The organism is Serratia sp. 22278 (assembly GCF_052045405.1).
Taxonomy (GTDB): domain Bacteria; phylum Pseudomonadota; class Gammaproteobacteria; order Enterobacterales; family Enterobacteriaceae; genus Serratia; species Serratia marcescens.
The window spans coordinates 82,690-97,801 of record NZ_JBQEOW010000006.1; the positions used below are offsets into that span (position 1 = coordinate 82,690).

Below are 15,112 nucleotides of genomic sequence, written 5' to 3' on the forward strand. Positions count from 1 at the left end.
GGGTGTTACTGGTCAACCATCGACGGTTTTTGCTGAGAGCCAGACTGCTCCTGCTGGTTCTTTTGCACCTGATCGCCCGTTTGCACCGGCGGCTTGGCCGGTTTCTGGCTGGCGGGATCGGCAGGCGGGAAGTAAAGCGGGCCTTTCAGACCACAGCCGGCGAGGCCGGTAACCAGAACTGCCATCAGCGCATAGCGTAGTTGTTTTTTCATTTGCATTAATGCCTGTAATTCATGCGTCCAAGGTCTCTATAATCGCAGGTGGATCATGAAAAGCAATAGGAATTGAATATGAACGACAGCGAGTTTCACCAGTTGGCCGACCAGCTGATGCTGAATATTGAAGAGACACTGGACGATTTTGACGGCGATGCGGACATCGATTACGAAACCAATGGCGGCGTGATGACGCTGAGCTTCGAAAACGGCACCAAAATCGTCATCAACCGCCAGGAGCCGCTGCACCAGGTATGGCTCGCCACCAAGGCCGGCGGTTACCACTTCAACTACCGCGACGGCGTTTGGCTATGCGATCGCAGCGGGCAGCCGTTTTATCAGCTGCTCAGCGAAGCGGCCAGCGCGCAGGCCGGCGAGGAACTGCATTTTTCCTGAAGCTAAGCAGGGCTCGGCAACCGAGCCCTTGCGGCGTCAATGCAGCTGGAACTGCTGCTTCAGCGGCTGAGCGGCGCCGTCGGCCACCGTCACGCACAGGCTGGACAGCACGTTGCTGCGGAACGGGATCACCTGCGTGCGCCCGTCGAGCTGCACAATCTGATAGAACTGCGGCAGATTGAAGTTGATGAAGCTGGAGCCGTAAGTGAAGCGATCGTGCGACGAGGAGTAGAAGCGGCTGACGTCGCGCACCAGCTCCTCTTTACTGCCCTCGCAGTGGTGATACACCTCAACCCGATTCGACTCATCCAGAATATAGATGTTGAAGCCCTTGTCGTCTGAGGTGTCTTCGAAGAAGAACTGGATGATCCCCTCGCTGGCGAAGCCATCCACCACCGGCGGCAGATGCACCTGATCGGTTTCCACCTTGATAGACAGGCCGTGCAGCTTGTTGTTGGAGATGGCGCCGTAAAACTCCACCGCATTCTCCAGCTTTTGCACCGATACGCTCAAGCGCTCGAAGAACAGCCCCCAGGTCTGCCCGGCGACGCGCACCGCCTTGAAGCGGCCGGGTTCCAAACGGGTACTGGACAGGCGCAGCTCGATGCACTCCGACACCAGCTGCTGGATACGGGTGCGGATCAGGCCGCGCAGGTGCTGGCTGTAGCAGAACACTTCCACCGACTCCGGCGGCGCGGCGTCCTGATGCATTTTGCCGAGAATGGTTTTCAGCGCTTCCAGCACCGACTGCTCACCGCTGAAATGCAGGGTGCGCACCTCGTTCCAGGAGTTGCGGTACAGCAGATCGATGCTGCCCACCAGACACTGCTGCTGCTGGCCGAAGCTGAACACGTCCAGCTTGCGGAAATCGAAGTGCACCACCTGATTGCGGAAGGCGGCGGTCGGATCGTTTTCCAGATTGACGATGATCGCCAGATGGCGAATCTCGCACGGGCTGTACAGCGCTTTCGGCGTCGGCGCCGGCAGGCGCAGCGGGAAGTGATGGGAAACGTCGGCCACCAGCTCCTGCAGCTTGGCGGTGTCGCACAGGTTGCCGCTCTTGATGTGCAGGCGGGTCTGCGGCGTCAGCAGGCCGTTGAAATAGGCCCAGGCCACCAGCTTGTTCAGGTAGCGGTTATATTCCAGCGGCTGATGGCTGACGATAGAATCCATGGCCGGCGCCTGATTGTACAGGTACCAGCCGGTGCGGTTGGCGCGGCCAACCGGCACGTGAATAAAGGTTAAATCGTTTTCCGACAGGTCCGGTGAAATCTGCGGGTTCACCAGCGTCACCTTGCCGGGCAGCGCTTCGAACGCCGCATACAGTTTGCGGGTCAGCACGCCGATATCCTGCGGGCTGGCGCTGACGCTGAGGTTGTTGCGGCGAGCGAAACGGATCAGGTTGCGGTAGCTCTGCATCATCGCGTCGAGCAGTTCGTTATGCGCTTCGCGCACCCGCTCGATTTTCCAGTTGGCGCGGTTGTCCAGCATCGCCAGACGCTCTTCGCTCCAGCCCCACTCGCTGACCAGCTGGCTGAGGATCTCGCGCCGCCAGCCGACGCAGGCCTTGGCCAGCGACAGCTTTTCACATACTTTCAGGTAAAAACAGCGGCGGGCCAGATCGAGGCGGGTGGTGTCGTTGATGTCGGTCAGGTAGCGGGTCACGCGCTCAAGCATCATGCAGTAGGCGTCGAGCCCGAAGCTGACGATCTCGCCCTGATGCAGCCGGTGTTTGATGTCCGTCGCCAGCAGTTGGGTATTGGGGTATTCCCAGGAATAGGCTTCCAGCAGCAGGGTCTTCAGCACCGCCTTGTAAGGCGAATCGATGCTCTTATACAGTTGCCACAGGCTGGCGCCAAAGTACTCTTCCGCCGACAGCGAACTCAGGCCGCCGAGATCCAGCCACTCGTTCGGCGTCAGCGCGCCCTGCGCGTACAGCGACAGCACGTATTCATCGTAGTGCGCTTCTTCTTCGCCCGGCACCATGTTCCACAGGATGCGTTTGCCGGCCAGGCGCACCGCGGTGCGATAGAATTCGTCGAGCAACAGGATGTGCTGCGTCGAGCCGCAATCTTCGCCGCCCAGGCTGCCGCTTTCATTATGGCGGAAACGGTTTTCATCGATCAGGAAGAAGCTGACTTCCACCCCCATCGAGGCGGCCCACTTCTCAAGCAGGCTGCATTTTTGCTGCAGGCGGGTGCGTTCTTCGTTGTCCAGCCAGGACTGGTGGCAGACCCAGATGTCGAGATCCGAGCTGCAGCTTTGGCCGATAGACGAGGTGCTGCCCATCGAGTAGACGCCGGTGATCGGCAGCTCGCCGCTGGCCGGTTTGTCAAACGGGCTGCCCCATTTGTCTTCTAAATCGTTCAGGTATTCTTGTTGAGTTTCATCAGGCGTGTAGAGGCAAATGCCGTGGGGAACGTTACCGTTCAGGTAACCCGGCATCAGCGGGTGGTGGTGGTGCAGTAAGGTGGGCAGCAGACTGTATACCCGTTGAAACGCGGGCTTCATAGCCGCCAGGGCGCGATCGACGCGTAGCTGATTGATCGCATCCAGTCTCTGCTTCAATGTCTCGATGTAGAGGTACAAGACGTCTCGCCTGATTATCCCGGTGTTTAGAAAAAAACCCGTATTCCATAAGCGCCGTTAGTGTAAGAAGAATATTTGGCGACTTATTGCTGGAAACGTGATCAATTTAACACCTTGCTGATTGACCGTAAAGGAGGTAACGCTTCACAATTATTGTAGCGCTTCCCTAAACGATTTACCCGCAGTGTTAACTGCCCCAAAGCACATCACACGTCCCTTTGATTCCGTTGTCCTTTTTCCGCCTCCGGCTTCTTGCACTGACAGTATTGGCTCTCAGTGGTAGGATGGATGGCGAAATATAAAAACGGTAACAAGCATGTTAGACAAAATTATTCGAATTGCCACCCGACAAAGCCCGCTTGCACTTTGGCAAGCACATTATGTGCAGCAACGTCTGATGGCCTGCCATCCCGGCCTGCAGGTCGAGTTGGTGCCGATGGTGACGCGCGGCGACGTTATTCTGGATACGCCGCTGGCGAAAGTCGGCGGTAAGGGCCTGTTTGTTAAAGAACTCGAGCTGGCGCTGCTGGAAGGCCGCGCCGACATCGCCGTGCACTCGATGAAAGACGTGCCGGTCGATTTCCCTGCCGGGCTCGGTTTGACCACCATTTGCGAACGTGAAGATCCGCGCGACGCTTTTGTTTCCAATCGTTTCGCCTCGCTCGATCAGCTGCCGCAGGGCAGCGTGGTCGGCACCTCCAGCCTGCGCCGCCAGTGCCAGCTGCGCGAACGCCGCCCGGATCTGATCGTGCGCGACCTGCGCGGCAACGTCGGCACTCGCTTGGCCAAGCTGGACAACGGCGACTACGACGCAATTATTCTGGCGGTGGCCGGCCTGAAGCGCCTGGGGCTGGAGCAACGCATCCGCAGCCCGCTGAGCGCCGAAGAGTGCCTGCCGGCGGTCGGCCAGGGTGCGGTCGGCATTGAATGCCGTCTCGACGACAGCGTCACCCGCGCGCTGCTGGCGCCGCTGAACCATGCGGCCACCGAAACCCGCGTGCGCGCCGAGCGGGCGATGAACACCCGCCTGGAAGGCGGCTGCCAGGTGCCGATCGGCAGCTATGCCGAACTGGATGGCGACAGCCTGTGGCTGCGCGCCCTGGTCGGCGCGCCGGACGGCAGCCAGATGGTGCGCGGCGAACGCCGCGGCCCGGCCGCCGAAGCCGAACGGATGGGCGTTGAGCTGGCGGAAGAGCTGCTGGCGCGCGGCGCGCGCGAGATCCTGCGCGAAGTTTATCAGGGAAATCCGCCGGCATGACGATCCTGGTAACCCGCCCATCGCCTTCGGGAGAGCAGTTAGTGAGCCGGCTGCGCGCACTCGGCCGGGTTGCCTATCATGCGCCGCTGATCGATTTCGCCCCCGGCGGCGATCTGCCGCAGCTGCCGCAGGCGTTGCAACAGTTGAACGCCGGCGATCTGGTGTTCGTGCTGTCGCAGCATTCGGTGAACTATGCCGATTCGGTCATTGGCCGCGCCGGGCTGAGCTGGCCCGCGCACCTGACTTATTACGCCATCGGCCGCACCACCGGGCTGGCGCTGCACCGCATCAGCAGTTTGCCGGTGGAATACCCGCGCGAACGCGAGATCAGCGAAACGCTGCTGCTGCTGCCGGCGCTGCAAAAGCTGGCGGGCAAACGCGCGTTGATTTTGCGCGGCAACGGCGGCCGCGAACTGTTGGGGTCGACGCTGAGCGAGCGCGGCGCCGACGTCAGCTATTATGAATGCTATCAACGCAGCCCGGTGCACTATGACGGCAGCGAGCAAAGCGCCCACTGGCAGCGCGCCGGTGTGGATACGCTGGTGGTGACCAGCGGTGAAATGTTACAACAGCTCTATACTTTAGTTCCTGATTACTATCGTTCTTCATGGCTGCTGCGTTGCCGCCTGGTAGTAGTGAGCGAACGCCTGGCTACCCTCGCCCGGGATTTGGGCTGGCGTACGATTCGGGTAGCTGACAACGCCGATAATGACGCGCTGATCCGCGCGCTACAATAATCTGACTATGGGATGTGCCACTATGACGGAACAAAATACCCCAGCCGCCCCGGTTGAAGAGCCAACCACCGCGGTTGAGAGCTCCCAGCAGCCAGCCGCTGCCAGCCGCAAAGGCAAGAACACCGGCCCGGTGCTCGGCGCGATCGCTATCGTGCTGGTCATCGCCCTCGGCGCGGGCGGCTATTACCACACGCACAAGCAGGCGCAACAGCTGATCGCCGCCAATCAGGCGCTGCAACAGCAGCTTGAAGGCGTGAAGCAGAGCCAACAGCAGGAAAGAAATGCGCTGGAAGGCCTGCTGCAGCAACAGGGTAAAACCCTGGACGCCGCCGATCGCGAGCAGGCGAACCTGGCGCGCCAACTGAGCGAGCTGCAGGAAAAAGTGGCGACCATCTCCGGCAGCGACGCCAAAACCTGGCTGCTGGCGCAGGCCGATTTCCTGGTGAAAATGGCCGGCCGCAAGCTGTGGAGCGATCAGGACGTGACCAGCGCCGCCGCGCTGCTGAAAAGCGCCGACGCCAGCCTGGCGGATATGAACGATCCGAGCCTGCTCGATGTGCGCCGCGCCATTACCGAAGACATCAGCACGCTTTCCACGCTGACCCAGGTCGATTACGACGGCATCATCCTCAAGGTCAATCAGCTGTCCAATCAGGTGGATAACCTGCGCCTGGCGGACAACGACACCGACGAAGCGCCGATGGATCAAAACAGCAGCGAGCTCTCCGGCTCGATCGGCGAATGGCGGCAGAACCTGGCCAAAAGCTGGCGCAATTTCATGGCCGACTTCATCACCATCCGCCGCCGCGACACCAGCGCCGAACCGCTGCTGGCGCCGAACCAGGACATCTACCTGCGCGAAAACATCCGTTCGCGCCTGCTGGTGGCCGCACAGGCCATTCCGCGTCACCAGAACGAGACCTACAAGCAATCGCTGGAAACCGTCTCCACCTGGGTGCGCGCCTATTTCGACACCACCGACCCGGCGACCAAGGCCTTCCTTGAAGAGCTGGACAGCCTGAGCCAACAGTCGATCTCGATGGACGTGCCGGATCAGCTGAAAAGCCAGCCGCTGCTCGAAAAAGTGATGCAGACCCGGGTGCGCAACCTGATGACCCAGTCCCCTGCCGCTCATCAGGAGGGTTAAGCCATGTTACGCGTGCTATTTCTGTTCCTGGTGGTGATCGCCAGCGTGGTGCTCGGGCCGATGTTGGCCGGGCATCAGGGCTATGTGCTGATCCAGACCGATAACTACAATATTGAAACCAGCGTCACCGGCCTGGTGATCATGTTGGTGCTGCTGTTCGTGGTGCTGCTGGCGATCGAGTGGATCCTGCGCCGCATCTTCCGTACCGGCGCCCGCACGCGCGGTTGGTTTATCGGCCGCAAGCGCACCCGCGCGCGCCAGCAAACCAAAGCCGCGCTGATCAAACTGGCGGAAGGCGACTACAAGCAGGTTGAAAAGCTGATGACGCGCAACGCCGACCACGCCGAACAGCCGGTGGTGAACTACCTGCTGGCCGCCGAGGCCGCACAACAACGCGGCGATGACTTCCGCACCAACCAATATCTGGAGCGCGCCGCTGAAGCCGCCGACACCGATCAGCTGCCGGTGGATATCACCCGGGTTCGTATCCAGCTGGCGCAGGGCGAGAACCACGCCGCGCGCCACGGCGTCGATCGCCTGCTGAACCAGGCGCCGCGCCATCCGGAAGTGCTGCGCCTGGCGGAACAAGCCTATCTGCGCACCGGCGCCTACGCGTCGCTGCTGGAAGTGCTGCCGTCGATGCGTAAAATCGAACTCCACAGTGAAGAGCAGTTGCAGGCATTGCAGCAACAGGCTTATATCGGGCTGATGAATCAGGCGATGGCGGACGAAGGCAGCGAAGGACTGAAGCGCTGGTGGAAAGATCAGAGCCGCAAGACGCGTCACGAGGTGCCGCTGCAAATCGCGATGGTTGAACACCTGATCGAATGCAACGACCACGAACTGGCGCAGGAGATTGTGCTCGACAGCCTGAAGCGCCAATACGACGAGCGTCTGGTGCTATTGCTGCCGCGGCTGAAGTCCGGCAACCCCGAGCAGCTTGAGAAAGCGCTGCGTCAGCAGATGAAACAACACGGCGCGACGCCGCTGTTAAACAGCACGCTGGGGCAACTGCTGATGAAGCACGGCGAGTGGCAGCAAGCGGCCGACGCCTTCCGCGAAGCGCTGAAACAGCGCCCGGATGCTTACGACTACGCCTGGTTGGCCGATACGCTGGAAAAACTGCATCGTTCGGATGAAGCGGCGCAGATGCGACGTGAGGGACTGATGTTGACGCTGAAACAGAACGGCGGCGAATAACGCCCTGCCCAAGTGAGAAAAGCGCGGCTCCGATGCCGCGCTTTTTTTGCCCAGGGTTTTCTGTGGCGCAAAAAAAAACACTTGCCGTATGGCAAGTGTATAAAGAAGCAATCAGGTCTAGGACAACAGGGGCGGTGCCTCACTCAACGTTTTGCCCTGAGCGTGATGACGGGTTAGTCATCGTTCTCGTGGGCGATAGGCACCCTAAATCGGCTCTGCGTCATTCCCAGGGTTTATGAAGCCTAAGGCGAACATAAGAGGTGGAATGAGCATCTACGCTATAGATATTGCATTTGACGTGCCAACTTTTAGATTGAGCCCATCTCCAATAGGAAATTTAATTCAATGCATTGAAATATAAATAATTTATACTTCCTCCCCACCCTCCCTGCCTGATACCTCTCCCTGGCATTCCATGCCAGCGGCCGTTATAAGAATGTCGCTTCAAAACGACGGCTTAAGCCAAATCCGGTTTTATCTTTTAAAATCAATAAATTATTTGTCTCAACCTGACGACAGCGCTGGATGGTCATGTCGCTGAAAACCAACACGCTCACAGGCAGGCACAAGATGCCAGCCCTCATGGATGCAAAAAGCCCGCACATTGCTGCGCGGGCCTGCCTTCTCGTCTCGCTTCGCGAGGCTCCTCCTGCGGAGGTACTCATCCTCATAAACGACAGACGAAAAAAAACCTGCTTTAAAAGCAGGTTTTTCGAATGTGGTCGGCGAGAGAGGATTCGAACCTCCGACCCACTGGTCCCAAACCAGTTGCGCTACCAAGCTGCGCTACTCGCCGATTTGTGTTGCTCATACTACCCGATTTATCAGACCGCTGTCCATATAAATCTTATATTTATCAGACATTTTGCGTGGTGCGAAGAGAGGGACTTGAACCCTCACGTCCGTAAGAACACTAACACCTGAAGCTAGCGCGTCTACCAATTCCGCCACCTTCGCACTGTCACAAAATACTGCTAAATCTTCACTTCATCAGGAAGTGGGGTGGCTAATGGGACTCGAACCCACGACAACTGGAATCACAATCCAGGGCTCTACCAACTGAGCTATAGCCACCATTACTACTTCTTCTTACTCACGCGGTAATATTACCACCGCAGCTCCTGCGCACAAACTTAATGGCGCGCCCGACAGGATTCGAACCTGAGACCTCTGCCTCCGGAGGGCAGCGCTCTATCCAGCTGAGCTACGGGCGCGTAGCGCCGTTGCGGGAGGGGATACTACGGATTTACGCCAATCCTGTCTAGTGCTTTTTCGCAGAAATGTTGCGTTTGATTACGCTTTGCTCACTCCTGCGCAGGAAAGCGCACTCCGTAGCCCCTTTTCACCGTTTATTGCCGTGTTTCTACCCGATTTTCAGCCGGATGATGTTTCTTATGCATGCCGAAAGCGAAGTAGCACAGGCTGACGCCCGCTAAGAAAATCGCCCCGACCAGCAGGGAAATTCGCGTATCCGGGTTGATTCCCATGCCGACCAGCACGCAAACCAGAAAAGCGATGGTCAGATAGTTCACATACGGGAACATGATCGACTTAAAGCTGTGGTTTTTGATCGCTTCCTTGTGCGCGCGGCGGAAATAGAGCTGGCTTATCAGCACCACGAACCACGGCACCATGCCCGGCAACACGCTGGCGCTGTAGACATAGACGAACACCTGCTCCGGATTAGGGATAATGTAGTTCAGCGCGGAGCCCACCAACAGGCAGCCAATGGTGACGGCGATACAGTTGACCGGCACGCCGCTGGCGGAAAGCTTGGTCAGCGCCGCCGGCAGTTGGCGATTCTTGGCCAGGGCGTACAGCATGCGGCCGCCGCTGTACATGCCGCTGTTGCAGCCGGAAAGCGCGGCGGTCAGCACCACGAAGTTGATGATGCCGGCGGCGGCGACGATGCCGATCTTGGCGAAGGTCAGCACGAACGGGCTGCCGGTGGTGCCGATGCCGTTCCACGGGAAGATGGTCACGATGACGAAGATCGCGCCGACATAGAAGATCAGGATGCGCCACAGGATATTGTTGATCGCGCGTTTCAACGTCACTTGCGGGTTTTTGGCTTCCCCGGCGGTGATGCCCACCAGCTCAACCCCCTGATAGGACGCCACCACGATGCACAGCGCAAACAGGAAGCCCTTCCAGCCGCCGGCAAAGAAGCCGCCGTGCGCCGTCAGATTGGCGAAACCGATAGGTTCACCGCCGTTGCCGAAACCGAAGAAGATCACCCCCAGCCCCACCAGAATCATCACGATGATGGTGGTGACCTTAATCATGGCGAACCAGAACTCCAGCTCACCGTACAGACGCACCGCCGCCAGGTTGGCCAGCGCCACCATCGCCACGGCAATCAGCGCGGGAACCCACTGCGGTATTTCCGGGAACCAGAACTGCACATACACCCCGATGGCGGTGATCTCCGAAATGCCGACGGCGATCCACATAAACCAGTAGCCCCAGGCGGTCAGGTAGCCGAAATAGGGATTCATGTACTTGTGCGCGTAAACGGCGAACGACCCGGCGACCGGCTCAAGGAATAGCATCTCCCCCATCGAACGCATAATGAAGAATACGAACAGCCCGGCGATGATGTAAGCCAGCAGTACCGACGGCCCCGCCCATTTCAGCGTACTGGCCGATCCCATAAACAGGCCGACACCGATGGTGCCCCCGAGAGCGATAAGCTCGATGTGCCGGGCCTCAAGGCCTCGGTGTAGCCCTTGCGGTTTCTCTTTGTGTGCCATAAATCCTCAATAGTTTTTCTCGGGTTGTGTTTGTCTGCCGGCCGCTGCCGGTCGTTATTGTCATTATTAAAAGAATAAATCATCCCCTGCCGTTCGAGTTGGCATCAACGGGTAGTCGGAGCGAAGTTACCGTGAGAAGAACATCGTTCAGCGCTGTCGCATCAGGCTTCAGCGGCCAGGGATAATTTCCGGGCGGTATCGTTTCGCATTTCGCCGCTATAAGCAAACCGCAATTTAAAACTTTATGGAATAAATGCGGCGGCGTTTAGGGCCGAGGGTTATAGATATGCGGGAGAAACGCGCAAAAGCAGATTATTGGTACAGCAGTCCGGAGCGGAACAGCACTTTCCACCCCGGATGAGGGGTTACATCTTGCCGCTGTAGTAGTAGCCGACAAACTTCAACAGCTTCAACTGTCGGCCGATGCGGCTGGGTTGGCTGAGCAGGCGGTAGAGCCATTCCAGACCGAGGTTCTGCCACACCTTGGGCGCACGCTTCACATGCCCGGTAAAGACGTCGTAGGTGCCGCCCACGCCCATATACAGCGCCTGCGGATACACCTTGCGGCAGTCGCGCATCAGGAGCTCCTGCTTCGGCGATCCCATCGCCACCGTCACGATAGCGGCGCCGCTGGCGCGAATACGCTCGAACAGCGCCTCTCGTTGATCCGGTTTGAAATAGCCGTCCTGGCTGCCCACCAGGTTGACATTCCACTGGCTGCGCAGCTTTTGCTCGGTTTCCGCCAAGACTTCCGGCTTGCCGCCGACCAGGAAGACCGGCGTGCCTTCGCGGCCTGCGCGCTGCATCAAGGCTTCCCACAGATCGGCGCCCGCGACGCGCGACACATCCGCCGCCGGGTATTTGCGGCGGATTGAGCGCACCATGCTGATGCCGTCGGCGTACTTGTACTCCGCTTCATCCAGCAACGCATGCAGCGCCTGGTCCTCTTCCGCCTTCAGGATCTTTTCCGCGTTCATCGCCACCAGCGTGCCCTGTTTGACCCGGCCGCCGTCGAACAGAAAGTCCATGCAATGCGCCATATCGCGAAAGCCCCACAGGCTGAAACCGCGCAGCTCATACTGCGGCACCGAAATCTTTGTTTCCATCGTTCTCATTACCCTTACAAAAGACCGTTGGCCCGAGGCGGAGACGCCAGCGCGCGGGCACGCGTCACTCTGGCCTTGATCAGCCCGGCGGTATCGAACAGCCAATACAGCAACTTCGCCAGCACCAGACAGGCGCCGAAAATAATGCAGAAGAACACCACGCGCGACACGAATGAGTCCACCCCTTCGCGCGCCAACACGATCATGTTGAACACCGCGCCGAAGCAGAATCCTTGCAGGATAGCCGCCTTATAGCGGTTCGGCTCGGTTTTGCCCAGCTCATACAGCCAGTCGAACCACTTGATGATCATGCCCACCAGAATCGCGCCGATCGGGATAAACAGCGCGCCGCCCATCACCACCAGCGAACCGATCAGCGTCGGCGAAATCGCCAGCCCGGAGTGGTTGTTCAGCACTTCCCAGGTGAAATAGTTGGCGGAGTTCAGCACCACGTCCGGCCGGCCCGGCCATAGCCAGGTTGGGATAAAGACGTAGAAATCACGCAAGATCGGCGCCAGGCCCTGGAAATCGATCTTGTCGTAATTTTGCAGCAACAGCGCCAGGTTTTCCCACGGAGAGAAGGTATCGCGGGTCAGATAGAGGAAGGTATAAAACGCTTCCGCGCCGCTGACGTCCAGGCTATAGCGCTTCAACGCCAGCCAGAACATGCCGACCACGCCGAATATGCCCGCCGCCGCCAGCATCCAGAGCGTGATCCAGCCGCGCACGATACCGATAAACAGGAACAGCGCGAAAGCGATGATAATGTTGGCACGGGTGCCGCCGACGATCACGTAGGTCAGAATGCCGAACGCCACCGTCGCCACCAGGAACAAGAACCAGGCGCGCAGATCCTGCCGCAGGAAATAGACCACCAGCATCGCCGGAATGAAGAAGTAGAAGAACCGCTTGAGCGCCACGCCGGACACGTCGCTGGAGAAGATCTGGCTGTAGGAATTGAGCTTGAACAGCAGGAAGCCGTTCTGCATGAAGAAGATGCCCACGGTACCGATCGCCACCAGCGCCAGCAGCACCCAGGTCATATGAGTCTCTACCCGGTTCATGGTAAACAGCGCCGCGCGCGGCTGAGTGCGGCGCTTGCGCAGCCGGGTCTTGTAAGTGACGTAATAGATGGCGTAAAACGCCGTCGCCGACAGCAGGGCGTACAGCAGAAACTCCACCGGCACCACCTCGACGTCAAACTGAAACACCAGCAGGCAGGTTAACGGGAAGCCGAAATAGAACGTCAGCAAATACAGCAGCGAGAAGAAGACGTTGAAGTTAAAGCGCACGCGCCGAAACTCCTGGTAGGTCAGCGTCAGGATAAACGTCAGGCTGACCAGATAGACGACAAACAGGCCGCCGAATTGCGCCAACGTCATGAATGCTCTCCCGCTGCCAACGCCAGGGCTTGCTGCCAGCCGTCAACATAGTTCGGATTGAAGAAGGCGATTGCCTGTTTATCCACCGCCGCCAGTTGACGCTGCGCTTCGCGCACCACCGCCTCATCGAGCGAGTCGCCGTAGAACAGCACCGGCAGGTGCTGTTCCGCCAAATCCTGCCAGAACGGGTTCTGCCGGCTGAGCACGAAAGGCACGCCGAACTGAATCAGCAGGCACAGGGTGCCAATCCCCTGCTGGCGATTGAAAATGAAATAGCCGAGATCGCAGGCGCGCAGAATATTGAGGTAGTCCTCAAACGCCACCTGCTGCGTGAGCAGTTGCAGGTTTTTCTCGCCGAACAGCGGCAATCCGGCGGCGCGCACCTGCTCGATGTAAGCATCGTTGTTGGCCGGATAACCCATCGGCAGGATCACGCGCACGTCGGCGCCGAACTGCTGATGAATCGCCTGCAGCGCTTCGATATGCCGATTGCTGCGATCGCCGGAGTTGCCCACCAGAATCGTCATCGGCCCGGCCAGGTTCTTCTCGACGTGAACGTCGGTCAGCGCCGGATCCATGCGGGTCGGGAAGTACAGCAGCGAGGCCGGCACCCGCGCATGGCGCTGCTGGTAGTGAATCACGTCGCCGCGGGTAGCAAACACATTCCCTACCCGCCCCTGCGCAATGCGGCGCAGCAGATAGAACAGCCGGAATTTCCAGCTGGCGGCGTCTTCATACAGATCGGCGCCCCAAATATGCCAACTGACCTGACGCGCCTTGATCTTGCCGCTCAGCAGCGCCAGCCACAGCCCCGGGTTGAACTGGCCGTGCAGGAAGAAACGCGTATCGCGATCGGCTTGGGCGCGCGCGATGACCGCCGCCGCCAGGCTTTTCTTATCCGCGTAGGGCTCAATGTTCAGGGCGGGGAAATCTCCCAGTGCCGCCACATCCTTGGCCGCCACCATAAAATGCCGCGTCTGCTCAGCCGGCAGACGCGGCGCCAGCACGTCATTGAAGAAGCGCAGCACCGTCTGGTTATGATGCGGGATATCGGATCCCAGAACGTGAATCAGTGTGGTCATACTCGTCTACGATAAATAAGAAACACGCAGCTACAGAGCGCGAAATACACGATGTAGGTTGCCATATAGGCCTGAGCCGCCCCCAGCGCGCCATGCAGCGGGATCAGCCAGTGCGAGAACAGCGTCAGCAGCAGAAACTGGCTGACTTCCGTCAGGATATAAAAGCGCAGCGACGCTTTGGCGATCACCAAATAGCCGAACACATAGGCCCCGACTTTCAGCACGTCGCCCACCAGCTGCCAGGCAAACAGATCGCGCATGGCGACGAATTTGTCCGAGAACAACAGCCAGATGGCGAAATCACGCAGCAGCCACACCGTAAAGCTCGCCGCCGCTACCGCCGGCAGCACGAATTTCAACGAGCGCACGATCTCCCGCGAGATGGCGCCCTTGTCCGTCAGCCGCGACAGCGTCGGCAGCAGATAGACGGTAAACGAGGCGGTGATGAACTGCAGATAGGCATCGGAAATGCTGCTGACGCCCTGCCAAATCCCCACCTCATCCCAACCGTAATGCGCGGCCAGCAGGTTACGCATCATCACATAAGCCACCGGCAGCGTCACCGAGGTGATCAACGCCATGAGGGTGAATTTGCCGAGGTTGCCGGCCACGAGTTTGTCCCAACGCGGCGCCAGATAGCGCAGCGGCAACGTTTTGCGCCGCCACAGCATCAGCCCGGCAGGCAACACCACCAACGCCGGCACCAGCGCCAGCCCCGCCAGCGCGCCTTCATAGCCCCCCAGCTTGAAGCACAGGTAATAAGCCACCACGCCAATCAGGCTGCCACCGATCACCGCCAGCGCATTGCCCATCGCGTCGCGATAGCCTTTCAGCACCGCCATGAACAGGTTGGCGTAGGCGATGCCCATCTGAATGAAAGCGACGGCACGCACCACGCCGACGTAATCGGCATGCCCGAACAGCCCAATGCTGATCGGTTCGGCGGCGAACAAAAACACCAGCGCCAGCAAGGTCGAAAAAACCAGCACGATGCTCGACGCGGTGCCCACCGCCAGACGCAGACGCTGTGGATCCTGGTGGTACTCCGCCACGTATTTGGTGATGCCGTTAAAAATGCCCGCGCCGGACAGCACGCCCAGCACGGTAATCAACTGGCGGAAGTTACCCGCCTGCCCCACCCCGCTGGGGCCAAACGCTACCGCCAGCAGTTTCACCACCAACAGCCCCACGCCGATTTTGATCAGCGTGGAGCCGGCAGTCCATATCGATGCTTTTGCCAACGACAT

At 59.2% G+C, this 15,112-nt stretch carries 12 protein-coding genes and 4 tRNA genes; 5 read left to right on the top strand and 11 right to left on the bottom strand.

Annotated elements, in window-relative coordinates; genetic code table 11:
- Positions 1-5: 5 nt before the first annotated feature.
- A complete protein-coding gene (gene lptM, locus ACTJJ6_RS13340; RefSeq protein WP_004934241.1) occupies positions 6-212 on the bottom strand; it encodes an LPS translocon maturation chaperone LptM in 207 nt (68 codons plus the stop codon).
- 78 nt (positions 213-290) lie between these two features.
- Here lptM and cyaY point away from each other — a divergent pair, with 78 nt between their 5' ends.
- A complete protein-coding gene (gene cyaY, locus ACTJJ6_RS13345) occupies positions 291-611 on the top strand; it encodes an iron donor protein CyaY (RefSeq protein ID WP_004934237.1) in 321 nt (106 codons plus the stop codon).
- Positions 612-647: 36 nt separating this feature from the next.
- On the opposite strand, the gene ACTJJ6_RS13350 is transcribed toward cyaY, so the two are convergent.
- Positions 648-3,200 carry a class I adenylate cyclase gene (locus ACTJJ6_RS13350; RefSeq protein ID WP_004934235.1) on the bottom strand — a complete coding sequence of 851 codons (2,553 nt, stop codon included), beginning with the start codon at positions 3,198-3,200 and terminating at the stop codon, positions 648-650.
- A 316-nt stretch (positions 3,201-3,516) separates the two neighbouring features.
- On the opposite strand from ACTJJ6_RS13350, the gene hemC reads away from it, so the two are divergent.
- From hemC to hemY, 4 genes are read left to right on the top strand one after another with little or no spacing between them, the layout of a single operon-like run.
- Positions 3,517-4,458 carry a hydroxymethylbilane synthase gene (gene hemC, locus ACTJJ6_RS13355; protein WP_004934233.1) on the top strand — a complete coding sequence of 314 codons (942 nt, stop codon included), beginning with the start codon at positions 3,517-3,519 and terminating at the stop codon, positions 4,456-4,458.
- Complete coding sequence (gene hemD / locus ACTJJ6_RS13360) at positions 4,455-5,195, top strand: uroporphyrinogen-III synthase (protein WP_033639013.1); 741 nt, start codon at positions 4,455-4,457, stop codon at positions 5,193-5,195. The genes hemC and hemD overlap by 4 nt, the downstream gene beginning before the upstream one ends.
- Positions 5,196-5,217: 22 nt before the next feature.
- On the top strand, positions 5,218-6,342 hold the full coding sequence (hemX, locus tag ACTJJ6_RS13365; RefSeq protein ID WP_097102998.1) for a uroporphyrinogen-III C-methyltransferase: 1,125 nt from the start codon (positions 5,218-5,220) through the stop codon (positions 6,340-6,342).
- 3 nt (positions 6,343-6,345) lie between these two features.
- Positions 6,346-7,542, top strand: a complete 1,197-nt coding sequence (hemY, locus tag ACTJJ6_RS13370) for a protoheme IX biogenesis protein HemY (RefSeq protein WP_004934228.1) — start codon at positions 6,346-6,348, stop codon at positions 7,540-7,542.
- Positions 7,543-8,261: 719 nt separating this feature from the next.
- Here the strand turns inward: hemY and ACTJJ6_RS13375 are convergent.
- The 9 genes from ACTJJ6_RS13375 to wzxE form a co-directional block, all read right to left on the bottom strand.
- Positions 8,262-8,338: transfer RNA gene (locus ACTJJ6_RS13375), tRNA-Pro, on the bottom strand.
- Positions 8,339-8,412: 74 nt separating this feature from the next.
- A tRNA-Leu gene (locus ACTJJ6_RS13380) sits at positions 8,413-8,499 on the bottom strand.
- A gap of 41 nt (positions 8,500-8,540) precedes the next feature.
- Positions 8,541-8,616, bottom strand: a tRNA-His gene (locus ACTJJ6_RS13385).
- A 63-nt stretch (positions 8,617-8,679) separates the two neighbouring features.
- Positions 8,680-8,756, bottom strand: a tRNA-Arg gene (locus ACTJJ6_RS13390).
- A 135-nt stretch (positions 8,757-8,891) separates the two neighbouring features.
- A complete protein-coding gene (thrP, locus tag ACTJJ6_RS13395; RefSeq protein ID WP_004934226.1) occupies positions 8,892-10,295 on the bottom strand; it encodes a bifunctional threonine/serine APC transporter ThrP in 1,404 nt (467 codons plus the stop codon).
- A gap of 365 nt (positions 10,296-10,660) precedes the next feature.
- Positions 10,661-11,401, bottom strand: a complete 741-nt coding sequence (wecG, locus tag ACTJJ6_RS13400) for a lipopolysaccharide N-acetylmannosaminouronosyltransferase (protein ID WP_048796346.1) — start codon at positions 11,399-11,401, stop codon at positions 10,661-10,663.
- Between the two features lie 14 nt (positions 11,402-11,415).
- The gene (wzyE, locus tag ACTJJ6_RS13405) at positions 11,416-12,783 is read right to left on the bottom strand and encodes an ECA oligosaccharide polymerase (protein WP_016929500.1); all 1,368 of its coding nucleotides are present in this window, start codon (positions 12,781-12,783) and stop codon (positions 11,416-11,418) included.
- A complete protein-coding gene (locus ACTJJ6_RS13410; RefSeq protein WP_016929501.1) occupies positions 12,780-13,865 on the bottom strand; it encodes a TDP-N-acetylfucosamine:lipid II N-acetylfucosaminyltransferase in 1,086 nt (361 codons plus the stop codon). Before ACTJJ6_RS13410 ends, wzyE begins: the two co-directional genes overlap by 4 nt.
- The gene (gene wzxE / locus ACTJJ6_RS13415; protein WP_016929502.1) at positions 13,862-15,112 is read right to left on the bottom strand and encodes a lipid III flippase WzxE; all 1,251 of its coding nucleotides are present in this window, start codon (positions 15,110-15,112) and stop codon (positions 13,862-13,864) included. Before wzxE ends, ACTJJ6_RS13410 begins: the two co-directional genes overlap by 4 nt.

Coding starts and splice junctions, on each gene's coding strand:
- thrP (WP_004934226.1), bottom strand. CDS start 10,295: ATGGCACACAAAGAGAAACCGCAAGGGCTACACCGAGGCCTTGAGGCC.
- lptM (WP_004934241.1), bottom strand. CDS start 212: ATGAAAAAACAACTACGCTATGCGCTGATGGCAGTTCTGGTTACCGGC.
- wzyE (WP_016929500.1), bottom strand. CDS start 12,783: ATGACGTTGGCGCAATTCGGCGGCCTGTTTGTCGTCTATCTGGTCAGC.
- hemX (WP_097102998.1), top strand. CDS start 5,218: ATGACGGAACAAAATACCCCAGCCGCCCCGGTTGAAGAGCCAACCACC.
- wzxE (WP_016929502.1), bottom strand. CDS start 15,112: ATGTCGTTGGCAAAAGCATCGATATGGACTGCCGGCTCCACGCTGATC.
- cyaY (WP_004934237.1), top strand. CDS start 291: ATGAACGACAGCGAGTTTCACCAGTTGGCCGACCAGCTGATGCTGAAT.
- hemC (WP_004934233.1), top strand. CDS start 3,517: ATGTTAGACAAAATTATTCGAATTGCCACCCGACAAAGCCCGCTTGCA.
- hemY (WP_004934228.1), top strand. CDS start 6,346: ATGTTACGCGTGCTATTTCTGTTCCTGGTGGTGATCGCCAGCGTGGTG.
- wecG (WP_048796346.1), bottom strand. CDS start 11,401: ATGGAAACAAAGATTTCGGTGCCGCAGTATGAGCTGCGCGGTTTCAGC.
- hemD (WP_033639013.1), top strand. CDS start 4,455: ATGACGATCCTGGTAACCCGCCCATCGCCTTCGGGAGAGCAGTTAGTG.
- ACTJJ6_RS13410 (WP_016929501.1), bottom strand. CDS start 13,865: ATGACCACACTGATTCACGTTCTGGGATCCGATATCCCGCATCATAAC.